Genomic DNA, 24,199 nt, shown 5'->3' on the forward strand with positions numbered 1-24,199 from the left:
TTATTCTATTCCTTTTTTTATTATCTGTCAACTAAAATATTAGATATTTTTTAATATTTTTAAAGGACAGAAAAAGGAGGATTACTCCTCCATTTCTTCAATCGCCGCGATTTTCTCGATTCGCTTAATATGCCGTTCACCATCGGAAAATGGTGTCGTTAAAAATGTGTTTACAATATCCTTCACGACTTCGATTCCGGTTGTGCGCTGTCCAACCGCCAGCATATTGGCATCGTTATGCTCCCGGGTCAACCGGGCCATTGTCGTGTCAAAGCACAATCCACAGCGAATTCCTTTTACCTTGTTTGCGCAAATCGACATTCCGATTCCTGTTCCGCACATGACAATTCCTTTTTCTACTTCACCTTGCTGAACAAGCTTCGCACATTGATAAGCATAATCCGGATAATCAACACTTGCCTTTCCATCACAGCCACAGTCAATCACTTCATGACCTTGCTCAACCAGCATGGAAATCAAATCCAATTTATAATCAACAGCTCCATGATCGCACGCTATTGCTATTTTCATCTTGCACTCCTCCTCGTCATTTCTTATTCAGTATATCACTTATTCTTTATGATTACCTCGCCTTTTCCCCAATAATCAAATGTAAATGGTTTTCACTTCGCACTCTAAATGAAACAATTTTCTTTTGTTGATGAAAATCTTTTCTTTTGTGCTATACTAGGAAAGTAAATTTTAGGAGGAGAATATGACTGACTTAAAAGTTTTATATCAAACTGTCAAACAAAGAAACGCTAATGATGCGGAATTTCTTCAAGCCGTTGAAGAAGTCTTTGAATCATTAAATGTAATCGCGGAAGTCCATCCTGAAAAACTATCCGATGATGTCCTTTCTCGTCTTGTTGAACCGGAACGCCAAATTATTTTCCGGGTCCCTTGGGTTGATGATCAAGGAAAAACTCAAGTGAACCGTGGCTTCCGAATCCAATTCAACAGCGCTATAGGCCCTTATAAAGGTGGTTTGCGATTCCATCCATCTGTCAATGTAAGTATCATTAAATTTTTAGGGTTTGAACAAATCTTCAAAAACGCTTTGACAACCTTGCCTATGGGCGGTGGAAAGGGCGGCTCCGACTTTGATCCAAAAGGAAAAAGCGACGGAGAAGTTATGCGCTTCTGCCAGTCTTTTATGACTGAATTATTCCGTCATATTGGCGCAAACACAGATGTCCCAGCCGGTGATATCGGTGTTGGTGCCCGCGAGATTGGCTACTTATTCGGTCAGTATAAACGCATCCGTGATGAGTTCACCGGCGTTCTGACAGGAAAAGGATTATCCTATGGCGGATCTTTGGTCCGCACAGAGGCAACGGGCTATGGTCTTTGCTACTTTACCGAAGCTATGTTGAAAGACAAAGGAATGAATTTCGAAAATAAAACTGTTGTGATTTCCGGAAGTGGAAACGTAGCGATTTACGCTTGCCAAAAAGCGCAGGAACTCGGCGCCAAAGTCGTTACAATGTCCGATTCCAACGGATTCATTTATGATCCAGACGGCATTGACCTCTCAACTGTCAAAGACATTAAAGAAATTCGTCGCGGACGCATCAAAGAATACCTGGAACTTCATCCGCAGGCCACGTATACGGAAGGGGCTCGCTCATGGTCGATTCCTTGCGATATCGCTTTGCCATGTGCCACGCAAAATGAATTGAACCTTGACGAAGCCAAAGAACTCGTTAAAAACGGAGTGTTTGCCGTTTGTGAAGGCGCCAACATGCCGACTACACCAGATGCGATCCATTATCTGCTTGAAAATAACGTGTTGTACGCGCCTGGAAAAGCAAGCAACGCGGGCGGCGTCGCATGCTCCGGTTTAGAGATGAGCCAAAACGCAGAACATCTCTCCTGGTCTTTTGAGGATGTCGACAGAAAACTCAAAGACATTATGGTCAATATTTTTGAAACGTGCCGGGATACAGCGGCGGAATATGGTCACCCTGATCAATATGTCGTTGGCGCCAACATCGCAAGCTACTTAAAAGTTGCTGAAGCAATGAAAGCGCAAGGCTGCGTTTAATCTTTCCAGTTGAAAGCTGTGGTAATCAAGCCGCAGCTTTTTTCTTTTCACTAAAAAAGAGAAGCTCTACAACACTTCTCTTGTTTTAAACAATACTTCCTCCAAGGAATTTACACTATCCGCTTGAAAATCGGCAGACGCCAGCTCACTTTCCGATCCAAACCCATATGTGACGGCCACGCAGGGAACACCCGCTTTTTTCGCCCCCTCGACATCAAAAATTCGATCGCCAATCATAATCGTTTCTTCCTTACCCCCTATACGGCGCCACACTTCCCGAATGATGTCTTCCTTGTCCACCATTGAGCCATCTAAACAACTCCCAACGATCACATCGAAGTATTTCGCTAAATCAAAATGATCCAAAATGTCTTTGACAAACACTTCCGGCTTGGAGCTGCCTACCGCTAATTGGATTCCCTCATGCTTTAATTGAGCCAACAATTCCGGTATCCCGTCATATACTTTATTTTCGTACTTACCTACCGTTGAAAACCGCTCGCGATATTTTTGGACAGCAATTTTCGCCTGCCCCTCATCCATCCCGTAAAACTTCATAAAAGAGTCAATCAGCGGAGGACCGATAAAAGGAAGCAAGTCTTCACAATCGGCCTCGATGCCAAAATGTTTCAAAGTATACTGAACACATTTCGTAATTCCTTCCTTTGAGTCCGTCAATGTACCGTCCAAATCAAAAATCAATACCATATTTCTCCTCGATTCTATGAAAGCACAAACCGGTCGATTAATTCAGCGATTGCGCCCTCGTCGTTCGTGCTTTTTAAAATCACATCACATTTCCCTTTCATTGATTGTACCGTATTTTGTACTCCGACCCCAAGTCCGGCTGCCTCGATCATAGACAAATCATTGAAATTATCGCCAACCGCAATTTGGTTTTCATGCGGAATGCCCAAATAATCCCCCAGGAACTTCAAAGCGTTTCCTTTGTTGACGCCTTTCTTGTTGAATTCCAAATACCGGTTCGACGAATAAGAAACATCCAAATCGCCGGTAATATCAGCAAGCTCTGCTTCGATCCGGTTCAAATAGTCCCGATTCGTATGGACATAAAGAACCTTCACAAGCGGCTCTTCCTTTAAAAAATCTAAATTTTCCGCATCAAATTCACGAAATGCCATTCGCCCGGCCAAATATTGGCGTTCTCCATCAAAAATGCGATAAATCCATACGGTGTCCAATGTATACACATGAATGCACACATCATACTTCAAACCCCGTTGAAATATCGTTTCCGCCTGTTCGAACGGCAAACCTTCAAAATGAATCAGGCGGTTGCCTGCGTTTTCCGTAATGGCGCCGCCATTGAATGAAATCGTGTATTCATTGGCTGCATCTTTCATCCCGATTTCCTCAAGTGTCCCCTGAATACTCTCATACCCCCGGCCCGTCGCGCAAACGAATTTATTTCCCTGGGCGCGCGCTCTGCGAATCGCCTCCCGGTTTTCTTCACTGACAGTCCGATCGGTGCTCAACAAAGTTTCATCTAAATCACTCGCAATCAATTTCATCTGATTTCCTCCTAAAAAAAAGGGAGGACGGTATTCCCGGACCGTCCTCTATACTTCCTTTCAAAACTTTCTGTCTTTCAGCCACTTAACTCTGAAATAACTAATCCCCAAGAAACAGCAACCTTAACTCTCCCTAAAAGTTATGTTTTCTATTTCCACCTTTAATATACCAAGGTAAAGTAGCAATGTCAACGAAATCGGGTCAAAAAAACACATTTTTTTCCATATTTTCCTTTGGTAAATTATTGGTTGAACCAATTTTTACCCAGGTTGTTTATTGATTTCCATAATTTGCAAAGCGAGATCAGGCTTATCGGAAATCACACCATCCACACCAAGCTCTTCACATTTTTGCATATCCGCTTCTTCGTTGATCGTCCATCCCCAATACTGTTTCCCGTAGCTGTGCGCAAGTTCCACATCTTCTTTTCGAATATGCGGAAACGCCACCGCGAAAGAGTCGATCCAGCTACACTTTACATAACTTTCGATATCTTGTTCAGTCGACATCAATAGCTGTTTAAACATTTCCGGGTAGCGCGACTCCAGCGCAATCAGACTTTGTACATCCCACGTCTGCACAGTAATATTCGAAAGCAGCCTTGGATTTTTTTCCAGGAGTTTCTGAAGGTTATCAAGTGCCGGCGTCCCTTCTTTCAATTCAATCAAATATAACACTTTGTTCCCAAAATGATTGAAAAATTCCTGAACAGTATGTAAAGTTTCCCCATTTTCCACGGTTAAAGAAGAAAGCACTTCATCATTTGTATCGTTAATGATATAATCTTTCCCGGTCAACCTCAACGTGGAAGGATCATGCGAAACATACAACGTTCCGTCCTTGGACTGATAGACATCCAATTCAATTTGCCGGCAGCCTTCACGAATTGCTTCCTCATACGATTGAAATGTATGCTCTGTCATGGCCGCGGAGGCTCCCCGGTGCGCAATTACACGAATGGCGGGACGGGCGTATGATTTTTCTTTTATATCCTTAGCTTGTTCAACAGAAATAACCTGAAAACCAAAAATAAAGCATGCGCTTATGATGGCAAGCATCAGCACAAAAAATTTTCTAAAATACATCATGCATTTATTGTATACGGTTTTCCTACATATGAAAACGGATTGTGATTAAGAAATTTGACATTTAATTCTTGTTCAACAACAATAAAAGTGGTTACCATGGAAAGGCAGAAAACTATGAAAACAATCTTGATTACCGGAGCAGGCTCCGGAATTGGAAAAGAAACCGCAAAATTGTTTGCAGCCAAAGGCTGGAACGTCATCGCGACGATGCGAGAGCCAAAAAACGACAAAACCTTTGCCGAAATGGATCATGTAACAGTTATGAAACTTGACGTGACAAACAAAGAAGACATTGAAACCGTCGCCAGCGAAGTGATTTCTCAAGGCGGGTTGGATGTTTTGTTCAACAACGCGGGCATCGGCGTAAAAGGATGCCTTGATGCGACCCCGGAAGAAAGCATCCGGCAAGTCTTTGAAACAGACTTCATGGGTCCGGCTGAAATAATGAAAGCGTTTATTCCGTATTTTAAAACGAAAAAAAGCGGTGTCCTGATGACGACCGCATCTATGTCGGGTGTGATTTCCTTCCCTTACGATTCGGTTTACGCCGCTGCGAAACACGCCTTGATCGGCCTTTGCGAATCTTTGTATTACGAATTACTCCCTTATGGAATCCGTGTGAAAATCCTGATTCCAGGTCCGATCAACACGAATTTTAAAATGCAGACTTTCATTAGCTCTTTTAATTCCGCGCACAATTTGAAGCCATCCAAAAATCTTTCCAAGATTTTGATTCCTGACTTCAACAGTCTTCCGGAAGCAAAAGAAGTGGCGCAAGTGGCTTATGAAGCTGCTACATCAGACAGCGACCAGCTGGAGTATATCATTGGCGACGTAGCCAACACCTTGATTTCGAAATATCGTTCGCAAGGCGTTGAAGCGTTTAAAAAGGAACTGGCAAACGAAGTTTACGAAAAGTAAATCCGGTTCTTCAATTTCCCTGAGAAGGCGAGTATAAAGCGCCTTCTTTTTTTCTTTCCAAGACGCTTTTTACAAAATATGCTCTTCCAAATATCGTCCTAAGCCATCTTCATCCACCGTATAGTCCGTGACCGCGTCCGCTTTTTCTTTCGTTTGCGAAGAGCCGTTGGCCAGACAAACACCCCAGCCCGCTTTTTCCAGCAGCGGAATGTCGTTTTCCATATCGCCAAACGCGATGATCTCCTCAAGTGGAATTTGGTTTCTTTGCGCGAACTTTTCCAGCCCCATGCCTTTGTTGATTCGAGGATCTAAAAATTCGATCGTAAACGTGTCCTCGATCGCGAACGTCTGCATGACAGCCCATTTCCCGGATTGATGCTTCGCTATTTTAGCGAGGATTCGTTCTTTTTCTTTCCCGGAGCAATGCACCTCGATTTTTCCGGTATCATATCGGCTTAACCGCTCAATGTCGCCAACTTCTACGATGGAACGGTTTCGCGCTTGCGACTCAACCATAAATGGATCCATCCGCAGGCAGGCGATTTGATCATATCCTTTTTCGTAGACAATGGCGTTGATGTCAAACTCGCTGAGCATTTCTAAAATTTCTTTCACCACGGTCCGCTCCAGCAAGTAAAAATGCTCGATCTCGTCATTTCCCTTTTCCCAAAGATCGCCGCCATTCATGCCAATCGCGAAATCAAAATCAAAAGAGAGCTCCCATTCTCCCGGTTTGGCAAGAACCCTTGAATCTAGCGGTCTTCCTGTCGCCACGCCAATCAGCACGCCTTGCTCATGCAGCTTCTCCAGCGCCGCTTTCGTATGCGGCATCAGCATTTCGCCTTTTGCCGCCAACGTCCCGTCAATATCCGCCACAAACACTTTAAAGTCTTTTTTCACTTTTATCCCCCGTTTCCTGTTCAAACTAAAACCATCATAAAAACTCTTTTTAACAAAATCAATATCCATTCGAAGAAAGAAAACAAATTTTCAAGCTTCTTTTTCCAAATATGATGATTTCTTTTCAATGAAAAAAAGACCACAAATGTGGTCTTGCGTGATAAACGAAATTAACGTTTTGAGTATTGAGGTCTGCGACGAGCTGCTTTGAGACCGTATTTTTTACGTTCTTTCGCACGTGGGTCACGTGTAACGAAACCTGCGGCTTTCAAAGCTGGACGATAGTCTTCGCTCGCTTCAATGAGCGCACGCGTAATTCCATGACGCATCGCGCCGGCCTGTCCTGTGAATCCGCCGCCTTTTACATTGATCAATACATCGAATTGATCCAATGTGTTCGTAAGTTCCAATGGGGATTTTACGACTTGCTGGAGAATTCCGGAAGGTACATACTGTTCCAATGTTTTTCCGTTTACTTCGATTTTTCCCGTTCCCGGACGCAAAAAGACACGAGCAACAGATTGTTTACGACGTCCAACACCATGATATTGAACGAGATTTGACTTTTTCACTGCCATTTTCTATTCCTCCTATCCTTTCACCTTCAGCTCAACAGGCTGCTGAGCTGCATGTGGATGTTCGCTTCCTGTGTACACGAACAAATGTCCACGCATTTTGTCGCCTAGCTTCGTGTGAGGCAACATCCCTTGAATTGCGTGCTCTACCCATTCCACTGGATATTTCTGCTTCATTTCTTTCGCGGTCCGCGTACGCAGTCCTCCAAAATATCCAGAATGATTGTAGTATTTTTCCGTTTCCAATTTGTTACCGGTCATATTGACTTTATCCGCATTGATCACGATGACGCAATCTCCACAATCCACGTTTGGGGTATAGGTTGGTTTGTGTTTTCCTCTTAATACATGCGCACATGTTGTTGCCAGACGACCCAAGGTTTGACCTTCTCCATCAACAACATACCATGTACGTTTCACTTCAGCTGGCTTTGCCATTGTTGTTTGACGCATTGTGTTTTCCTCCTGTGATTTGAGCGTTACCGGGGCTCAATCGGCCAGAGTGTAGCCAAGTTAAATAATACCAAAACAGGGCTATTTGTCAATGTAAAAAGCCCATTCCAAGCGAATTTTATTCATCAATCCACTGTAAGTCCTGCAAATACTCATAGTTGACCGGCTCAATCGTTTTTACGATCTCGATTCCTAGCGACTCCAGGTACGCGATCGCCTCCTCATAAAGCGAGGCATTGAGATCCTTTGGATCATGGGCGTCCATCCCGACAATGGCCTGACAGCCAAACGAGGCCGCCATTTCCCAAAATTTATGATGCGGATATTGTTCGACGCCGCTTTTTCGATTGGCCTGCATTCCGAGCACATTGTATTCAAGCGGTATATGAAGGCGGGCGCATTCCAGACATATTTTTTGGAATCCTTCCTCGACTACGTCGTACCATTCCATATACTCGTTGCGCATGATGAGTTCTGGATGGGCTAAATAGGCGTACATTCCCGTGCGCAGCCCTTCAATACACATATCAAAATACGCATTCAAATACCGCGGAGGCATATGCCCGAAATAAATTCCATATTCGTCGCTTAAATAATAATGGTTGCCTAAAATCAAATAGTCGATTTCCTGCTCCACGCAAAACTCCAGCAGCCACTCTTGATACATCGGATAATATTCCGCTTCCATTCCAAGCAAAATCGTGATTTTGTCTTTATATTTCTCCTTCAAGGCAAGGACGCTCTTTTTGTATTCGTCAAACTCGCTGACATCCATTCGAATCCCGGACCTAAAATTCGAATTGTACTCCCAGCATGCGTGATCGGAAAATCCGAGAACTTTGTACCCGTTCGCGATGGCCTCCAACACATACTCCTCATCCGATCCAACCGCATGATGGCAGCGAAACGTATGTGTATGATAATTGGTGCGGAACAAGTTTTCATCATCCATAATAGACCTCCATTAAATACAATCCTTGCGGGGGCGCGTTATAAGGACACGCATGCTTATCTTTCGCCTCCAGCATCCGTTTTAGAGCCTTTGGCTCCTGTTTATGACGTCCGACAGCCATGAGCGCGCCAACCATCATGCGCACTTGATAGCGCAAAAAGCCCGAACCAATAAACTCAAATTCGATGTCGTCCCCATGCGCGTTGATTTCTATAGAAGCAATCGTTTTTACCCTCGGCTTTCTTGGGTCGATTTTGTGCGAGGAAAAACTCGTAAAATCATGGGAACCAATCAAATATCGAGACGCCTCGCGCATTTGTTTGATATCCAGCGTCTCATACACAATGCTTTTGTAGGGAAAACAAAAGGGATCGTTTTGATTCGTGGTGCAAATGTAGCGATAGCGTTTCCCGGTCGCGCTAAACCGGGCGTGGAACCCTTCTTTGGCTTCCTCGCAAGCCAAAACGCGAATATCGCGCGGCAGGATTCCGTTCAGCGCTTTTTGGTATTGCTGGCAAGTTATGCCGGACCGGGCCTCGAAATGAACAACCTGTCCCATGGCGTGGACTTTGGCATCCGTCCGGCCGCTGGCAACGACTTCCGTAGGCTGATGGTGAATTTTTTCGAGCGCCTTTTCGAATACTTCTTGAATGCCGAGCGCGTTGATTTGTTTTTGCCAGCCAGCATAGTTGGATCCATCGTAGGCGATTTTCGCTTTCATCAACATCATTATGCAAGTCCTGAAACTGAAATCGCGATGCAGGCAGCCATAATCAAGGCCGAGATCAACATGCCGGCATAGTCAATTCCACCCATTTTCAACAGCTTGTACCGCGTCCGCTGGCGCTGGGGATCGTAGCCTCTCGCTTCCATGGCGTTGGCTAGCTGATCGGCGCGGTCAAACGCGGAAACAAAGAGCGGAACGATGAGCGCGAGAACGGCCATCACTTTTTCTTTCATCGTACCATTTTCCAAGTCGACACCACGGGATGCCTGTGCGTTCATAATCCGCTGCGTTTCCTCAATCAAAGTCGGAATGAAGCGAAGCGCGATGCTGATCATCATCGCGATGATGTGCGCTGGCAAGCCGATCTTTTCAAAAGGATGCAGCAGTTTTTCAATTCCAAGCGTTAAGTCCAGCGGCTTGGTCGTCGCCGTCAAAATCGTCGTTATAATGATCATCATCATCAGCCGGACAACGATGTACAGCGTCTGGTAAATCGCATCCGAATAAACGGAAAACCATCCGAGCTGGATCCAGGCGGTTCCGGTTTTGATCACGAAAACATTGATCACAAGCAAAAAAACCATCATAAACAGCATCGGTTTGATGGAGCGCAGCGCAAAGCCCAGACTCAGCTTGGATAACACCAAAGCGACCGCGATAAAGGCGGCAATGAGAAGATATCCCCAAATTCCGGCGGGTATAAAAATCGCAATCATCAAAAACAGCATGATCATGATTTTGGCGCGTGGATCCATTCGATTGACGATGGAGTCCAAAGGCAAATAGCGGCCAAGCGCGATATTATTCATCTGATTTCACCTGCTCTTTCACACATTGGACCAAGTCCTCCATTTCCAGCACATCCGCCGGGATTGTGAAGCCTTTTTCGATGAGCTGCTTTTTCAGTCGAATCAGCGCGGGTGGATTGATTCCAATGTTTTCCATCCATTCGGGGTGCTGAAAAAACTCTTTTACGTCGCTTTCGATTTTTACTTTTCCTTGCTCAAACACGATCACATGGTCGCAATAGTTCTTAACGTGCTCCATATCGTGGGAAACCAGCAAAACCGTTTTCCCTTTCTCTTTGTTGAGCCGCATAAACAAAGCCATCATCTCATTGGCACCTTGCGGATCCAATCCGGCCGTTGGCTCGTCAAGCACAAGAAGATCCGGATCCAGCACTAAAATACCGCCTATCGCCACTCTTCGCTTTTGTCCGCCCGATAAATCAAAGGGGGAGCGCTCCATATACGACGCGTCCAGGCCGACAACCGGCAAAATTTGTTTTGCGAGTTCCAGCGCCTTGTCTTCCGCGATGCCGAAATTTTTCGGACCAAACGCGATGTCTTTTCCAATGGTTTCCTCAAAAAGCTGATATTCAGGAAACTGGAATACGAGCCCGACTTTTTTTCGTAAATTTTTGACGTCTTTCAACTTCGTTCCCGCTTCGATGTGATAATCGTCCACTTCGACGCGGCCGCTCGTTGGCAGCAGCAGGGCGTTCAAATGCTGGACGAATGTGCTTTTTCCGGAACCGGTCTGTCCGATGATGGCTGTCACTTTTCCTTTTGGAATTTCAACGGTGATGCCATTGAGCGCCAAATGCTCAAAAGGGGTTCCCGGATTATAGATATGCGTCAATTCGTTTGTTTTAATTGGCATAGTTTATCGACCACTCCTTCCAGCGTGCAAATCCCCTCTTTCAGAATTCCTTCTTGTTTTAGGGCATTTGAAAATTTCAGCGCAAATGGAATATCCAGCTTCATTTCTTTTAAGCGCTGCTCTTGCGAAAAGACTTCCATGGGCTTTCCGGTCATTTCGACGTGGCCGTCTTTGAGAACAATCACGTTTTCGCTTTGCGCGACTTCCTCCATGTCGTGCGTAATCGAAATGATTGTCACGTTTTTTTCTTCGTGGAGCCGCTTGATTTGCTCGTTGATGCTTTTCTTTCCTTGCGGGTCGAGCATGCTGGTCGATTCGTCAAAAATAATGATTTCCGGCTCAATGGCCAAAATTCCCGCGATGGCGACTCGTTGTTTTTGTCCGCCTGAAAGCTTTGTTGGTTCCGTATCCAAATAGTCCGACATTCCGACTTTCGCGGCGGATGCTTCAATGATTTCCTGCATTTGCTCCTGGGGAACGCAATGGTTTTCCAGTCCGAACGCAATGTCGTCGGCGACGGTCGAGCCGATAAACTGGTTGTCTGGATTTTGGAACACGATGCCAATGTGACTTCGAATATCGTATACGGTGGATTCGGTTAAAGGTTGATCGAAAATAGAAATCGTGCCGGATTTCGCTTCTAAAAGCCCAATCAATAGTTTCGCGATCGTGCTTTTCCCGGAACCGTTTTGTCCAATAATGGTTGTATAACTTCCTTTGGGAATGGAAAATGAAATATTTTGAATGGTTTCTTTTTCTCCATCATAGGAAAATGTCAAATCTTTTACGTTTACCGCGTCCATAAAACACCTCCTCGTAAACGGGTATATTATACATGAAAACTTTAAAATATCCTTGGAAATCGTAAAAAAAGAATGATCGGTGATCATTCTCTATTTTGTAAAATGAAATCCTTGATATTGCACGTCGGTTGTTTTCATCGCGTTGATAACCGCCGATGCCAGGAATGTGAGTCCTTCGATCGTGGATTCCCCGTTGTAGAGCACATCCACAACATTGGCGTTGGTATCGAACGAAGACGACAAACCATCCCGTGCCAATTCTTCTTGAAAGCGGTCGGCGACTTTCGCATCCGGTACCGCAAAAGTCAAAGTGACGGGAAAGCTTTTCTCATCCTGACCGACCCAGGACAAAATATCCGCTTTTAGCGCGGGAATTTCCTCGCTTTCATCATCCGTTGGGGCGGGAAGCAAGTAATTGTCCAAAGATTTGTTTTTTTTGTCGGTAATCACTTTCGCAATTCCGGCAGCGCCTGCTGCGATTCCAGCAATGGCGGCTACCCATTTTAACCATTTCATCGTTTTTTCCTCCTTGTCACGGCAACTCCGTCTCCGACGTCCATGAACGTTGTTTCAAAGTCCTCGAGGGATTTCAAAAACTCTCGGTACATCCTGATCTTTTTTAAGAGATGCTTCGTGTTTCGATTGTTCGTCCGTTCGGGATGGTCAACCATGCCATGAAAATTCATATTATCTGAGAGTATTATACCATTTCGGGATAAAATGGGAGAGTACTTTGCAAAGAATCGTTGATATTGAGCTTTTGCGGCATCAATAAAAATACAATCTGCCAAAAAATCCGGCAGCGCGACTTCATTCGCGTCCCCTTCGATCAGTGTGATTTGCGAGGCAAGTCCGCTTTCCGCGATGTTGATTTTGGCCGCTTCAATCATTTTTGGATCTCTCTCGATGGTCACGACTTGAATTTCGGGATCAAGCGATGCGACGGCGATCGCCGTTTTTCCAATGGCCGTTCCTATTTCTAAAAAGTTCTTCACTTTCGCTTGACGGACTTGGTCTAAAAGAAAGGCCAATCCATCTTCCATCATGACCGGTACATGATTGTCTTTCGCGTATTGTGATAGTTTTTGCTGTTGTGTCTTCATAAAATCAACCTAAAAAAAAGTGAAGTAGAAAGACTACTTCACAAATTCGACGATTGCCATCGGAGCGGCGTCCCCGCGACGGATCCGGGTTTTTACTACACGTGTGTACCCGCCATCTCTGTCTGCATATTCAGGCCCGATCTCATTGAACAATTTCTGCAATGCGGTCGTTCCGTTGTCATCCACTTCGATATTCCGAACGTATGCAGCAGCTTGACGACGCGCGTGCAGGTCTCCTCTTTTCGCAAGAGTAACCAGACTGTCGACAACTGAGCTTACTTCTTTCGCTTTCATTTCTGTTGTTTCGATTTGACCATATTGGATCAGCGACGTTGCCATATTGCGAAGCAACGCTTTCCGGTGATCTGCTTTACGGCCCAATTTGCGATTACGCATGGTCGTTCCTCCTCTTATTTATTCATTACTGGATTTGAAAGACAAGCCAAGTGAATAAATCTTATCTTTGACTTCCTTCAGTGATTTCTTTCCAAGATTACGCACATGCATCATCTCATCTTCGGTTTTCTGAATCAGCTCTTCAACCGTCGTGATTCCCGCTCTTTTCAAGCAGTTATACGAACGAACAGACAATTCCAGATCCTCGATCATCTTGGACTGGATCGCGCTTGGCGTCGTATCGCTTTCCTGTTCCTGCGCATCCGCTTCATCAATGAAGCCTTCATCCAGGTTTTTCAAGATGGCCAGATGATCTCTAAGAATTTTTGAAGAAATAGAAAGTGCTTCCGATGGCTTCAAAGTTCCATCCGTATCAATTTCCATGATCAGTTTGTCGTATTCCTGACCTTCTTCATTGACTTGCGGTTCGCTCACATAGGCGACCCGTTTTACCGGGGAATACAGCGCGTCGGTATAAATGGTACCGAGCGGCTGATTGTCGTTTTGATACATATGCTTGTTGGTTTCGGCTCCAACATACCCTCTGCCCAAACGGGCGGACAATTCCATATTAAGAACGCCTCCTTGTGACAAAGTGCAAATCTCCAAATCTGGATTCAGTACTTCCACCCCTTCCGGACACTCGATGTCTTTTGCGTAAACGACGCAAGGTCCTTCTTTATTGATCCGTAAAGGATGGATCTCGTTATCATGAATATCAATTTTTAAAATCAACTGTTTGATTCGCAGAATCAAGGAAGCAACGTCTTCGCTCACTCCTTTGATTCCGGTAAACTCATGGTATACTCCGTCGATTCGGATGGCGAACACCGCGCCTCCAGGTACTGCCGACAGCATGACCCGACGCAATGCGTTTCCCAGTGTGATTCCGAATTGACTGTCGAGAGGAGTAAAAATAAATTTACCTGATGTTTGATTTTCTTCTACTGTTTGGATTTCATACTTTGTCATTTAGGCACCTCCTTATAGTGTCCTATTATCCACGAGGTCGTTTCGGTGGACGGCATCCATTGTGAGGGATTGGCGTCACATCGTTGATCATTGTGATTTCCAGTCCGGCTACCTGCAGCGCCCGTACAGCCGCTTCCCGTCCAGGTCCAGGTCCTTTTACCTCTACGCTGACGCTCTTCATTCCGTGATCCATCGCCGCTTTTCCTGCCGCTTCCGCCGCCATCTGCGCCGCGTACGGCGTGCTCTTCCGGCTTCCTTTGAATCCGAGCGCTCCTGCCGAGCTCCACGAAATCGCGTTTCCGCCTTCATCCGTGATCGTTACGATCGTATTGTTGAAAGTCGAGTGAATGTGCGCGCATCCTCTGGCCACATTCTTTTTGACACGACGTTTTCTTGTTTTTTGTACTTTTGCCATGTTCTACTCTCCTCTCCTACTTCTTCTTGTTGGCAACTGTTTTTGCCTTCCCTTTTCTTGTCCGCGCGTTCGTCTTCGTTCTCTGTCCTCTGACCGGCAGTCCTTTCCGATGACGAATTCCTCTGTAGCAGCCGATCTCCATCAGTCGTTTGATGTTCAGCTGCACTTCCCGGCGCAGATCCCCTTCGACTTTGATCTTGTCCACTTCTTTTCGGATCGCGTTCATTTCCTGTTCGCTCAAATCCTTGATGCGCTTGTCTTCGCTGACATTGGCTGCCGCCAATACTTTGCTTGCCGTCGTACGGCCGATTCCATAAATATACGTCAATGAGATCACTGCTCGTTTATCGTTTGGAATATCTACTCCTGCTATACGTGCCATTCGTTCCTCCTACTAGTTTCCTTGTCTCTGTTTGTGTTTCGGGTTCTCGCAGATCACCATCACGCGACCTTTCCGGCGGATGACCCGGCACTTGTCACAGATTGGTTTTACAGATGGTCTTACTTTCATCTTTTTTCCTCCTGTACACTTGCCACGTATTGCCCTGCTAAAATGCGTATGTCTGCATGCGGATTTTAACAGAAACGTGGGCTTTCATTCATACGCAAATAAATGCGCTTATATATTATAAGCGCAATTTATTAGTTTTTCAAGGCTTCCTGAATGGAAGACCAAATTTCATCAATGCCGCGATCCGCATTGATATGTTTTACGATTCCTTTTTCTTCATAATACGCAATAACTGGCTCGGTATTTTTTGCGTATTCATCGAGACGTACTTTTAGACTCTCCTCGTTATCATCTTTTCTTTGTGATAACGGTTCACCGCAAACGTCACAAATTTCCTCAGTTTGAGGAGGAGTCGTATATATATTATATATCGCTCCGCATTTTTTGCATGTACGACGACCGGTAATTCGCTTTGTCAGCACGTCGAATGGCACATCCATAGCAACAACGACGTCCACTGCGAGATCCGTTCCTTTTGTCATTTGCTCAAACGCTTTGGCCTGGTCCAGCGTCCGCGGATAACCGTCCAGCAAATACCCGTTCTTTTTATCTGTTAGATTTGCTAAGTAATCCGCAACCATTTTGTTCGTAATTTCGTCCGGAACAAGAAGTCCCTTCTCCGTATACGCCTTGGCCTGCTGTCCAAGCGGGGTATCGTTTGCGATATTCGCGCGGAAGATATCTCCAGTCGAGATGTGGTTTAAATTAAACTCATCTTTAATTCGGCTTGAGAACGTGCCTTTGCCAGATCCAGGCGCACCCATAATAAAGATGTTCATAGTAATCTCCCTTTAGTCTTCGAAATACTTTTTATACGATTTCTGTGTAATTAGTCCTTGGACTTGTCGTACCGTTTCGATCGCTACACCAACCACGATAATCATACCTGTTCCACCTAACGCCATAGAACTTGGCAGTTCCGGCCAGATGAGCGGCATAATATGCGGCATGACCGCGATAAACGCGAGAGCAACGGCCCCCAATACCGTGATCCGCGACAACACGCGGTTGATATAATCCTGCGTTTCCGTTCCCGGACGCACACTTGGAATATAAGCGCCCGATTTCCCGAGATTCTCGGCAATCTTTTCCGGATTGATTTGCATCTTCGTGTAAAAGAACGTAAAGAGCAAAATCAGCACGACATAGATCGCCAAAGAATACCAGGTCTGAAGGCCTAGCCAATCTTGCATTGGCCGGATCCATTCATTTTCCGGAAAAAAGCTGGCAATCTGCAATGGCGCCATCATCAATGACGAAGCGAAAATGACAGGAATCACACTTGCCGAATTGACTTTCAATGGCAAATAATTCATTTTGCTTGTTTGGGTCATCGTGACAGAACTCGAAGTATACTGGATCGGAATTTTTCGTTCGGCGGTATTGATCAGAGTCACAAAGACGATAATTAACAAATAAATGATGATATACGCCGCAAACAACAACGCGCCATTTGCGATTTTCCCATCAATTAACGATGACCAGGCTGCAGAGAACTGCTGCGGCATCCGCCCGACAATTCCCGCCATGATCACCATCGAAATTCCGTTTCCTATCCCTTTTAATGAAATCTGATCGCCGATCCAGACTAGGAACATCGTTCCAGCCGTGAATATCGTTGCGATAAACAATAACTTCGCTACCGTGACTCCGCCAACGATCAATCCGGTGTAGGTTTTCGAGAAACCGTACACCAGTGAAAAGGATTGAACAAAGGCAAAGACCACCGCAAGATATCGTGTATATTTATCGAGTTTCTTACGACCATTTGCGCCTGATTTCGATAGCTCGGTCAAGCTTGGAATAACATCCATGCTCAACAGCTGAATGATAATGGATGCGGTAATGTAAGGTGTAACACCTAGAGCGAATACAGAAAACTGCTCCAAACCACCGCCACCCAGCAAGTTCAGCATCGCGAACAAGGAGTTTTCTCCCAGTCCCGCTACCAAATCAGAAGTGTTTACGTCTGGGATCGTGATCGCACAACCAAGACGATAAACAAGAAAGGCAAAGAGAGTAAAGACAATCCGGTTCCGGATGTCCTTATTCGTCCACATTGCCTTGATTTTTGAACCCATTAATTAGCAGACCTCAACTTTTCCGCCTGCGTTCTCAATAGCTTCCTGAGCTCCCTTCGAGAATTTTGCTGCCGAAACAGTCAATTTCTTTGTAAGCTCACCATTTCCAAGAATTTTTACACCATTTAATTCTTTCTTTACCAAACCGCATTCCATCAACAATGCAGGTGTAACGTTTGTTCCGTCTTCAAAACGGTTCAAATCCTTTACATTGACGATCGCATACTCTTTGCGGTTGAAGTTCGTGAATCCACGTTTTGGAAGACGACGCGCAATCGGTGTCTGACCACCTTCGAAGCCAAGACGAGTTCCGCCGCCGCTTCGTGCGTTTTGTCCTTTTTGTCCTCGCGCCGAGGTTTTACCCAAGCCGCTTCCAGGACCGCGTCCTACCCGTTTTCTCGAAGTACGCGGGCTCAACGATGACATTTCATGTAATTTCATTTCATTTACCTCCCCGATTAGTAACCACGGATCTCTTCCGGAGTTTTACCGCGAAGTTCAGCCACCTGTTCAACGGTTCTCAGGCTCTTCAGACCTTCGACAGTCGCCCGAACCACGTTGATTTTTGTACGGGATCCCAGACATTTCGTCAGGATATCGCTAATTCCAGCCAATTCAAGAACGGCACGTGCCGCACCACCGGCGATTACACCAGTACCTTCGCTGGCTGGACGCATGAATACGGATCCTGCTCCATATGTTCCAGTGACTTCATGTGGAATCGTTGTACCAATTACAGGTACTGTGAATACGTTTTTCTTCGCGTTGTCGACTGCTTTCCGGATTGCATCAGGGACTTCTTTTGCTTTTCCAGTGCCAATTCCAACGCGTCCTTTACGGTCACCAACAACAACTAATGCCGCAAAGCGGAAGTTACGACCACCTTTGACAACTTTCGTAACACGGTTGATGGCTACGACTTGTTCTTCAAATTCTTTCTGGTCTCTTCTAGGTTTTCTTTCATTTGCCATTGTTGCGACCTCCTAAAATTCTAAGCCGGCTTCACGAGCGGCGTCAGCAAGTGCTGCTACACGACCAGTATAGATATATCCACCACGGTCGAATACTACTTTTTTGATTCCTTTGTCTTGAGCGCGTTTTGCGATTTCGGCTCCGACTTTTTTTGCGGCTTCGATATTTCCACCGTTTTCCAGTTTCATATCCACACTCGATGCGGCCGCCAGTGTGTGTCCATTCACGTCGTCAATTAACTGCGCGTGGATGTGGGCGTTGCTTCTGAATACATTCAAACGTGGGCATTCAGGAGTCCCGCTTATATTTTTACGTACACGCACATGACGACGAAGTCTTTGTGAATTACGTGATTCTTTTTTCAACATATTAGTTCTCCTCTCCCACTATTATTTCTTACCAGCCGTTTTACCTTCCTTACGACGGACAACTTCGCCTTTATAACGAATTCCTTTGCCTTTGTAAGGTTCCGGTTTGCGGACTGCGCGAATATTGGCGGAATATTCTCCAACAAGCTGTTTGTCGATTCCAGCGACTTTGATCGACGTGGCGTTTGGACAAGTTACTTCCAAACCATCCACGATGTCGATTTCAACTGGGTGCGAGTATCCCACGCTCATGGTCAGCTTGTTTCCTTTTACAGCGGTACGGAAACCAATTCCGACCAGCTCAAGTTCTTTTACGAATCCTTCAGAAACTCCCACTACCATGTTGTGCAAGAGCGCACGCGTTGTTCCATGGAGCTGCTTAGTGTGTTTTTCGTCATTAGGACGCTTCACAGTGACTTCGTTGTTCTCCACGTTGATGTCCATCAACGGAGAGAACTTCCGAGTTAAAGTTCCTTTAGGACCTTTAACAGTCACCTCATTGCCTGCCGCTACTTCGACAGTAACGTTGGCAGGAATGGTAATCAGTTTATTCCCGATACGTGACATTTTATTTTTCCTCCTAAATTACCAGATATATGCGATGACTTCGCCACCAACGTGGTTTTTCTTCGCATCTTTATCTGTCATCATTCCGTTCGAAGTCGAGATGATGGCAGTGCCAAGACCGTTCAATACGCGTGGCAGGTTTTCCACCTTCGCGTAAACGCGCAGTCCAGGCTTCGAAATCCGGCGCAGACCGCTAATAACGCGCTCGCCGTTTTTCCCGTATTTCAAGTCAATCGTCAAAGTTTTCTTGAGATCGCCTTCTACTTTATAGTTATTGATGTATCCTTCACTCTTCAAGATTTCGGCGATTGCCGTTTTCTCTTTGCTGGAAGGCATGCTCACTGTTTCGTGTTTTTGCTGCAGTGCATTCCGAATACGAGTAAGCATATCTGCGATTGGATCTGTCATATTCATGAGTCGTATGCCTCCTTATTACCAGCTTGCCTTTTTAACACCCGGGATCTGACCTTTGTAAGCCAGTTCGCGGAAGCAGATACGGCAAAGTTTATATTTTCTTAAAACAGAGTGTGGACGTCCACAACGCTCGCAACGTGTGTATTCACGCACTTTGAATTTCTGCGGACGCTGCTGCTTGTTGATCATTGCTTTTTTAGCCATTGTTGCCTCCTCTTATTTTTTGAAAGGCATTCCCATTGCAGTCAGCAATGCTTTTGCCTCGTCATTCGTTTTCGCTGTCGTCACGATAACAACATCCATACCACGGGTACGGTTGACTTTATCGAAATCAATTTCAGGGAAAATAATTTGTTCTTTTACACCCAGCGTGTAATTTCCACGACCGTCAAAGCTTGTGTCGCTGACACCGCGGAAGTCACGAACGCGTGGAAGCGAGATGTTGAACAGTTTATCAAGGAAGTTGTACATTTTGTCGGCACGCAACGTTACTTTGCATCCGATTGGCATACCTTCACGAAGTTTGAAGTTCGCGATTGATTTTTTTGCTTTTGTAATCACTGGAGCCTGTCCGGTAATGGCTGCCAGCTCTTCCACTGCCTCATCGAGCAGCTTCGAGTTTTGAATCGCATCACCAACACCAATATTGACAACGACTTTGTCAATCTTTGGCACTTCCATGATTGATGAATAGTTGAAATCCTTCATCATCTGAGGGACAACATCGCTTTTATATTTTTCCAATAAACGGTTCATGATACCCTCCTACTTCACTTCTGTGCCCGATTTTACGAACACGCGTACTTTTTCTTTCTTTCCGTCCTTGTTTGTCCGGAACTCATAGCGAACACGGCTAGGCGCTTTCGCTTTTTCATCATACAGCATGACATTCGACACGTGGATCTTTGCTTCTTTTTCAATGATCCCACCATCCGGATTTTGCTGTGTTGGTTTCTGGTGCTTCTTTACAATGTTCACGCCTTCGACAATGACTTTGTCTTCCCGCGGGAACGCTTGTTTTACTTCACCGATCGTGCCTTTGTAAGCACCTGTAATAACTTGAACTTTATCACCTTTTTTAATTCTCACAAGACACTCCTCCTACAATACTTCTGGCGCAAGAGAAACGATTTTCATGAAGTCCTTGTCACGCAATTCGCGGGCAACAGGTCCAAAAATACGAGTTCCTCTTGGCGTTTTGTCGTCTTTGATCAATACGACTGCGTTGTCGTCAAATTTGATATAGGTTCCGTTGTCGCGACGAACGCCACGTTTTGTACGAACGATAACCCCTTTGACTACATCACCTTTTTTTACGGTTCCACCAGGAGTAGCCTGTTTAACAGCACATACAACGATGTCACCGATGTTTGCGAATTTTCTTACGGAGCCACCTAAACACCGGATAACAAGAACTTCTTTCGCTCCGGTATTGTCGGCAACACGTAAACGGCTTTCGTTTTGAATCATTGTGTCTACCCCCTCGTTTATCCTTCCGCTTTTTCTACAACTTCAAGCAGACGGAAACGCTTGGTAGCCGAAAGAGGACGAGTTTCCATGATCGTTACTACATCGCCTTCACGTGCTACGTTGTTTTCGTCATGCGCTTTGTATTTTTTTGTATATTTAACACGTTTTCCGTAAATCGGATGTGTTTTTTTCGTTTCTACCGCTACAGTGATCGTCTTATCCATTTTGTCGGATACTACTTTTCCTCTGTAAACTTTACGAGCATTTCTTTCCATTGATCAGCCCTCCTACTTCGCTGCGGCGTTTTCACGCTCAGTCATAATCGTTTTAATACGAGCAATCGTTTTCTTTACGGTTTTCAAACGAGCCGTATTTTCCAACTGTCCTGTCGCCTGCTGAAAACGGAGGTTAAATAATTCGTCTTTCAATGCATCGATTTCCTTTAAAAGTTCTTCGTTGGTTTTTTCACGGATTTCTTTTGCGTTCATTATTCAACTTCTCCTTTTCTAACAAAGCGAGTTTTCACAGGAAGCTTATGAGAAGCCAGACGCAATGCTTCACGAGCTACTTCCTCGCTTACTCCACCGATCTCGAACATAACACGGCCCGGTTTTACAACCGCAACCCATCCTTCTGGAGCACCTTTACCGGAACCCATACGAACTTCGAGAGGTTTTTTCGTTCTTGCCAAATGAGGGAAGATACGGATCCAAACTTTACCGCCACGCTTCATGTAACGTGTCATGGCGATACGGGCAGCCTCGATCTGACGGTTGCTTACGTAGTTTCCCGATTCAGCAACGAGACCAAATTCACCAAAGTCAACCGAGCGTCCCGCCTTGCTGCGACCTTCGTAGCTCAGACGATGAGGACGACGATACTTTGTACGTTTAGGCATTAACATCTTCGTTACCTCCTTTATTTACAGGAGCTGCGGCTTTTTCCGCGTTGTTGCGGCCATTCGCTCCCCGAGGCGCGCGATTGTTATTCCGTCCATCGCCACGACGGTTGTTGTTGCGGCGGCGATTGCGCATAGGACGTTGTTTTGGCGCTTCTGGTTCTTTCACCATTTCGCCAGGAAGAACTTCCCCACGGCAGATCCAGACTTTTACGCCCAGACGACCATAAGTCGTGCTTGCTTCTTCCCAAGCATAGTCGATATCGCTGCGCAGAGTATGCAGAGGAACGACACCTTCGGAATAGCCTTCCGTACGGGCCATATCAGCACCGCCAAGACGTCCGGAAACCGAAGTCTTGATTCCTTTGGCACCGGCGCGCATCGTGTTCTGGATCGCTTTTTTCTGCGTCGCACGGAACGATTTACGTCCTTCCAGCTCGTTGGCAATCCAGCGAGCAACCAGACGTGCGTCCAAATTCGGGTTGGCGATTTCCACCACGTTGATTTGCACGTTTTTCACTTTTGTCATCTTGATGATTTGTTTTTTCAAACCTTCAATGGATTTTCCATCCTGACCGATGACAACGCCAGGATGCGCAGTACGGATGATAATCGTCAAGCGATTGTTCGTACGTTCGATTTCAATGCGGGAAATCTGAGGATCTGCTTTGCGCTTGTCGGCTGCCGATGCAGACAATTTTGCATAATAATCTTCGATAAAATCACGAATCCGAACATCTTCCATCAGAAGCGTTCCGAATTCTTTATCGTCTGAATACCATCTCGACTGCCAGTCGCGGATGATTCCGACACGCATTCCGATCGGACTTACTTTTTGACCCATATCGATCCTCCTACTCTTTCTCAGCCACGATCACCGTGATGTGGCTCGTACGCTTATGAATTGGGCTTGCGCTACCTTTTGCGCGAGGCATGAAACGCTTCATCGTCATTCCTTCATCCGCATAGCAAGCTTTTACATAAAGTTTTGCTTCATCTAAATCATTATTGTGAACCGCATTCGCAACTGCAGATTTCAGAACTTTACCAACAAGTTCCCCACCCTTGTTTGGGAGAAATTTGCAGATCGCAGCGGCTTCTTCCACGTTTTTACCCCGGATCAAGTCTAAAACAAGTCTAGCCTTACGAGGTTGAATGCGAAGAGTTTTTGCTGTTGCTTTTACTTCCATCATCTGTTCCTCCTATTTTCTGCCTTTCTTGTCATCTTTTGCATGATCGGCATATTTACGCGTCGGTACAAACTCACCAAGCTTGTGTCCAACCATATCTTCTGTTACGTATACAGGCAAATGTTCTTTCCCGTTATACACCGCAAATGTATGCTCTACAAATTGAGGGAAGATCGTTGAACGACGGCTCCACGTTTTGATCACTTCTTTTTTTCCGGCAGCATTCAATGCGATGACCTTTTTCATCAAGTGTTCGTCACAGAAAGGACCTTTTTTCAAACTACGACTCATGTCTTATCCTCCTTCTACTTACCGTTGCGGCGACGTACGATCAGTTTCGTACTTGCTTTTTTCTTCTTACGCGTCTTCACGCCCAGAGCTTTTTTGCCCCATGGCGTCATAGGCGATTTACGTCCGATTGGCGTACGGCCTTCACCACCACCATGAGGGTGATCGTTCGGGTTCATAACGGAACCACGAACCGTCGGGCGAACGCCTTTCCAACGGTTACGTCCAGCTTTTCCGAGGTTGACGAGGTTGTGGTCCTCGTTGCCAACCGTTCCAACCGTCGCGCGGCATACACCAAGCACACGACGAACTTCGCCGGAAGTCAGACGCAAAGTTACATATTTGTCTTCGATACCAAGAATCTGTGCGGATGCACCAGCGCTTCGCGCCATCTGTCCGCCTTTGCCCGGTTTCAGCTCCACGTTGTGAACCACTGTACCTTCAGGCATGTTCCGGAGTTCCATCGCGTTTCCGATCTGGATATCCGCTTCAGGACCCGAAATGACTTTCGCGCCGACTTTCAAGCCTTTTGGCGCGATAATATAACGCTTTTCACCATCAACATAGTGAAGCAGCGCGATATTCGACGTACGGTTTGGATCGTACTCGATCGCAGCGACCGTAGCCGGAATTCCGTCTTTGTTACGTTTGAAATCAATGATACGGTATGCACGTTTGTGTCCGCCACCTTGATGACGAGTCGTGATCCGACCAAGATTGTTGCGGCCGCCCTTGCTTTTCAATGGAGCAAGAAGACTTTTCTCCGGAGTTGTTTTTGTGATCTCCTCGAAAGTCAGCGTGGACATCCCACGACGACCAGGTGTAGTAGGTTTATACTTTTTGATTGGCATAAACTAATTTTTCCTCCTATTCGCAATATTTATTCAGGAAAT

Annotated in this window: 39 protein-coding genes; 2 read left to right on the forward strand and 37 right to left on the reverse strand. The window is 45.6% G+C overall.

What is annotated here, in order from left to right:
* Positions 1-81: 81 nt before the first annotated feature.
* Positions 82-531: a ribose 5-phosphate isomerase B gene (rpiB, locus tag ABNS49_RS09435; protein WP_288342949.1), complete on the reverse strand. Its 450-nt coding sequence runs from the start codon at positions 529-531 to the stop codon at positions 82-84.
* 184 nt (positions 532-715) lie between these two features.
* Between rpiB and gdhA the strand changes: the two genes are divergently transcribed.
* Positions 716-2,047, forward strand: a complete 1,332-nt coding sequence (gene gdhA, locus ABNS49_RS09440) for an NADP-specific glutamate dehydrogenase (protein ID WP_289183861.1) — start codon at positions 716-718, stop codon at positions 2,045-2,047.
* A gap of 66 nt (positions 2,048-2,113) precedes the next feature.
* Here the strand turns inward: gdhA and ABNS49_RS09445 are convergent, their stop codons facing one another.
* The 3 genes from ABNS49_RS09445 to ABNS49_RS09455 all read right to left on the reverse strand — a co-directional run bounded on the left by ABNS49_RS09445 (position 2,114) and on the right by ABNS49_RS09455 (position 4,668).
* Positions 2,114-2,755, reverse strand: coding sequence for an HAD hydrolase-like protein (locus tag ABNS49_RS09445; RefSeq protein ID WP_288342947.1), 642 nt, complete (start codon positions 2,753-2,755; stop codon positions 2,114-2,116).
* A gap of 14 nt (positions 2,756-2,769) precedes the next feature.
* Complete coding sequence (locus tag ABNS49_RS09450; protein WP_288342945.1) at positions 2,770-3,579, reverse strand: Cof-type HAD-IIB family hydrolase; 810 nt, start codon at positions 3,577-3,579, stop codon at positions 2,770-2,772.
* 261 nt (positions 3,580-3,840) lie between these two features.
* The gene (locus ABNS49_RS09455) at positions 3,841-4,668 is read right to left on the reverse strand and encodes a glycerophosphodiester phosphodiesterase (RefSeq protein WP_288342943.1); all 828 of its coding nucleotides are present in this window, start codon (positions 4,666-4,668) and stop codon (positions 3,841-3,843) included.
* A 114-nt stretch (positions 4,669-4,782) separates the two neighbouring features.
* Between ABNS49_RS09455 and ABNS49_RS09460 the strand changes: the two genes are divergently transcribed.
* The gene (locus ABNS49_RS09460; RefSeq protein WP_288342941.1) at positions 4,783-5,589 is read left to right on the forward strand and encodes an SDR family oxidoreductase; all 807 of its coding nucleotides are present in this window, start codon (positions 4,783-4,785) and stop codon (positions 5,587-5,589) included.
* Positions 5,590-5,658: 69 nt separating this feature from the next.
* Here the strand turns inward: ABNS49_RS09460 and ABNS49_RS09465 are convergent, their stop codons facing one another.
* The 33 genes from ABNS49_RS09465 to rplB all read right to left on the reverse strand — a co-directional run bounded on the left by ABNS49_RS09465 (position 5,659) and on the right by rplB (position 24,157).
* A complete protein-coding gene (locus ABNS49_RS09465; protein WP_288342939.1) occupies positions 5,659-6,489 on the reverse strand; it encodes a Cof-type HAD-IIB family hydrolase in 831 nt (276 codons plus the stop codon).
* Between the two features lie 170 nt (positions 6,490-6,659).
* Positions 6,660-7,067, reverse strand: coding sequence for a 30S ribosomal protein S9 (rpsI, locus tag ABNS49_RS09470; protein WP_288342937.1), 408 nt, complete (start codon positions 7,065-7,067; stop codon positions 6,660-6,662).
* Positions 7,068-7,079: 12 nt separating this feature from the next.
* Positions 7,080-7,517, reverse strand: a complete 438-nt coding sequence (gene rplM, locus ABNS49_RS09475) for a 50S ribosomal protein L13 (RefSeq protein WP_135981263.1) — start codon at positions 7,515-7,517, stop codon at positions 7,080-7,082.
* A gap of 118 nt (positions 7,518-7,635) precedes the next feature.
* The gene (locus ABNS49_RS09480; protein WP_288342935.1) at positions 7,636-8,469 is read right to left on the reverse strand and encodes a histidinol-phosphatase; all 834 of its coding nucleotides are present in this window, start codon (positions 8,467-8,469) and stop codon (positions 7,636-7,638) included.
* Positions 8,462-9,190: a tRNA pseudouridine(38-40) synthase TruA gene (truA, locus tag ABNS49_RS09485; RefSeq protein WP_288342933.1), complete on the reverse strand. Its 729-nt coding sequence runs from the start codon at positions 9,188-9,190 to the stop codon at positions 8,462-8,464. Before truA ends, ABNS49_RS09480 begins: the two co-directional genes overlap by 8 nt.
* Before the next feature lie 8 nt (positions 9,191-9,198).
* On the reverse strand, positions 9,199-10,005 hold the full coding sequence (locus ABNS49_RS09490; protein WP_135981261.1) for an energy-coupling factor transporter transmembrane component T: 807 nt from the start codon (positions 10,003-10,005) through the stop codon (positions 9,199-9,201).
* The gene (locus ABNS49_RS09495; protein ID WP_135981260.1) at positions 9,998-10,858 is read right to left on the reverse strand and encodes an energy-coupling factor transporter ATPase; all 861 of its coding nucleotides are present in this window, start codon (positions 10,856-10,858) and stop codon (positions 9,998-10,000) included. The genes ABNS49_RS09490 and ABNS49_RS09495 overlap by 8 nt, the downstream gene beginning before the upstream one ends.
* Positions 10,834-11,661, reverse strand: a complete 828-nt coding sequence (locus ABNS49_RS09500) for an energy-coupling factor transporter ATPase (protein WP_135981259.1) — start codon at positions 11,659-11,661, stop codon at positions 10,834-10,836. Before ABNS49_RS09500 ends, ABNS49_RS09495 begins: the two co-directional genes overlap by 25 nt.
* Positions 11,662-11,751: 90 nt before the next feature.
* Positions 11,752-12,177 (reverse strand): hypothetical protein, encoded by a 426-nt coding sequence (locus ABNS49_RS09505; RefSeq protein WP_135981258.1) that lies wholly within the window; start codon positions 12,175-12,177, stop codon positions 11,752-11,754.
* Positions 12,174-12,707, reverse strand: coding sequence for a class I SAM-dependent methyltransferase (locus ABNS49_RS09510; protein ID WP_290138791.1), 534 nt, complete (start codon positions 12,705-12,707; stop codon positions 12,174-12,176). Before ABNS49_RS09510 ends, ABNS49_RS09505 begins: the two co-directional genes overlap by 4 nt.
* Positions 12,708-12,797: 90 nt before the next feature.
* Positions 12,798-13,160 (reverse strand): 50S ribosomal protein L17, encoded by a 363-nt coding sequence (gene rplQ / locus ABNS49_RS09515; protein WP_135981256.1) that lies wholly within the window; start codon positions 13,158-13,160, stop codon positions 12,798-12,800.
* Positions 13,161-13,178: 18 nt separating this feature from the next.
* On the reverse strand, positions 13,179-14,132 hold the full coding sequence (locus ABNS49_RS09520; RefSeq protein ID WP_135981255.1) for a DNA-directed RNA polymerase subunit alpha: 954 nt from the start codon (positions 14,130-14,132) through the stop codon (positions 13,179-13,181).
* Between the two features lie 25 nt (positions 14,133-14,157).
* On the reverse strand, positions 14,158-14,547 hold the full coding sequence (gene rpsK, locus ABNS49_RS09525) for a 30S ribosomal protein S11 (protein ID WP_135981391.1): 390 nt from the start codon (positions 14,545-14,547) through the stop codon (positions 14,158-14,160).
* Between the two features lie 16 nt (positions 14,548-14,563).
* Entirely contained in the window at positions 14,564-14,929 is a 366-nt protein-coding gene (rpsM, locus tag ABNS49_RS09530) for a 30S ribosomal protein S13 (protein WP_135981390.1), read from the reverse strand.
* A 12-nt stretch (positions 14,930-14,941) separates the two neighbouring features.
* On the reverse strand, positions 14,942-15,058 hold the full coding sequence (gene rpmJ, locus ABNS49_RS09535) for a 50S ribosomal protein L36 (protein WP_003866328.1): 117 nt from the start codon (positions 15,056-15,058) through the stop codon (positions 14,942-14,944).
* A gap of 131 nt (positions 15,059-15,189) precedes the next feature.
* Entirely contained in the window at positions 15,190-15,837 is a 648-nt protein-coding gene (locus tag ABNS49_RS09540; RefSeq protein WP_135981204.1) for an adenylate kinase, read from the reverse strand.
* 12 nt (positions 15,838-15,849) lie between these two features.
* Positions 15,850-17,139 carry a preprotein translocase subunit SecY gene (gene secY, locus ABNS49_RS09545; protein ID WP_135981203.1) on the reverse strand — a complete coding sequence of 430 codons (1,290 nt, stop codon included), beginning with the start codon at positions 17,137-17,139 and terminating at the stop codon, positions 15,850-15,852.
* A gap of 3 nt (positions 17,140-17,142) precedes the next feature.
* Positions 17,143-17,580, reverse strand: a complete 438-nt coding sequence (rplO, locus tag ABNS49_RS09550; RefSeq protein WP_135981202.1) for a 50S ribosomal protein L15 — start codon at positions 17,578-17,580, stop codon at positions 17,143-17,145.
* A 17-nt stretch (positions 17,581-17,597) separates the two neighbouring features.
* The gene (gene rpsE, locus ABNS49_RS09555) at positions 17,598-18,110 is read right to left on the reverse strand and encodes a 30S ribosomal protein S5 (protein WP_135981201.1); all 513 of its coding nucleotides are present in this window, start codon (positions 18,108-18,110) and stop codon (positions 17,598-17,600) included.
* A 12-nt stretch (positions 18,111-18,122) separates the two neighbouring features.
* A complete protein-coding gene (rplR, locus tag ABNS49_RS09560) occupies positions 18,123-18,479 on the reverse strand; it encodes a 50S ribosomal protein L18 (RefSeq protein WP_135981200.1) in 357 nt (118 codons plus the stop codon).
* A gap of 21 nt (positions 18,480-18,500) precedes the next feature.
* Positions 18,501-19,046 carry a 50S ribosomal protein L6 gene (gene rplF, locus ABNS49_RS09565; protein WP_135981199.1) on the reverse strand — a complete coding sequence of 182 codons (546 nt, stop codon included), beginning with the start codon at positions 19,044-19,046 and terminating at the stop codon, positions 18,501-18,503.
* Between the two features lie 18 nt (positions 19,047-19,064).
* The gene (gene rpsH, locus ABNS49_RS09570; RefSeq protein WP_135981198.1) at positions 19,065-19,460 is read right to left on the reverse strand and encodes a 30S ribosomal protein S8; all 396 of its coding nucleotides are present in this window, start codon (positions 19,458-19,460) and stop codon (positions 19,065-19,067) included.
* Between the two features lie 18 nt (positions 19,461-19,478).
* A complete protein-coding gene (locus tag ABNS49_RS09575) occupies positions 19,479-19,664 on the reverse strand; it encodes a type Z 30S ribosomal protein S14 (protein ID WP_015535556.1) in 186 nt (61 codons plus the stop codon).
* A gap of 12 nt (positions 19,665-19,676) precedes the next feature.
* Positions 19,677-20,216, reverse strand: coding sequence for a 50S ribosomal protein L5 (rplE, locus tag ABNS49_RS09580; protein WP_135981197.1), 540 nt, complete (start codon positions 20,214-20,216; stop codon positions 19,677-19,679).
* A 9-nt stretch (positions 20,217-20,225) separates the two neighbouring features.
* Entirely contained in the window at positions 20,226-20,549 is a 324-nt protein-coding gene (gene rplX / locus ABNS49_RS09585) for a 50S ribosomal protein L24 (protein WP_016320198.1), read from the reverse strand.
* A gap of 12 nt (positions 20,550-20,561) precedes the next feature.
* Positions 20,562-20,930 (reverse strand): 50S ribosomal protein L14, encoded by a 369-nt coding sequence (gene rplN, locus ABNS49_RS09590; protein ID WP_135981196.1) that lies wholly within the window; start codon positions 20,928-20,930, stop codon positions 20,562-20,564.
* A 17-nt stretch (positions 20,931-20,947) separates the two neighbouring features.
* Positions 20,948-21,205, reverse strand: coding sequence for a 30S ribosomal protein S17 (gene rpsQ / locus ABNS49_RS09595; RefSeq protein ID WP_135981195.1), 258 nt, complete (start codon positions 21,203-21,205; stop codon positions 20,948-20,950).
* Positions 21,206-21,217: 12 nt separating this feature from the next.
* Entirely contained in the window at positions 21,218-21,418 is a 201-nt protein-coding gene (rpmC, locus tag ABNS49_RS09600; protein ID WP_016320201.1) for a 50S ribosomal protein L29, read from the reverse strand.
* A complete protein-coding gene (rplP, locus tag ABNS49_RS09605; protein WP_135981194.1) occupies positions 21,418-21,834 on the reverse strand; it encodes a 50S ribosomal protein L16 in 417 nt (138 codons plus the stop codon). Before rplP ends, rpmC begins: the two co-directional genes overlap by 1 nt.
* The gene (gene rpsC / locus ABNS49_RS09610; RefSeq protein WP_135981193.1) at positions 21,821-22,672 is read right to left on the reverse strand and encodes a 30S ribosomal protein S3; all 852 of its coding nucleotides are present in this window, start codon (positions 22,670-22,672) and stop codon (positions 21,821-21,823) included. Before rpsC ends, rplP begins: the two co-directional genes overlap by 14 nt.
* A gap of 10 nt (positions 22,673-22,682) precedes the next feature.
* The gene (gene rplV, locus ABNS49_RS09615) at positions 22,683-23,018 is read right to left on the reverse strand and encodes a 50S ribosomal protein L22 (RefSeq protein ID WP_135981205.1); all 336 of its coding nucleotides are present in this window, start codon (positions 23,016-23,018) and stop codon (positions 22,683-22,685) included.
* A 12-nt stretch (positions 23,019-23,030) separates the two neighbouring features.
* Positions 23,031-23,309, reverse strand: a complete 279-nt coding sequence (gene rpsS / locus ABNS49_RS09620) for a 30S ribosomal protein S19 (protein WP_135981192.1) — start codon at positions 23,307-23,309, stop codon at positions 23,031-23,033.
* Between the two features lie 14 nt (positions 23,310-23,323).
* On the reverse strand, positions 23,324-24,157 hold the full coding sequence (rplB, locus tag ABNS49_RS09625; protein ID WP_135981191.1) for a 50S ribosomal protein L2: 834 nt from the start codon (positions 24,155-24,157) through the stop codon (positions 23,324-23,326).
* Positions 24,158-24,199: the final 42 nt, after the last annotated feature.

Origin of the sequence: uncultured Dubosiella sp. (assembly GCF_964018005.1) — a bacterium.
GTDB lineage: Bacteria > Bacillota_I > Bacilli_A > Erysipelotrichales > Erysipelotrichaceae > Dubosiella > Dubosiella muris.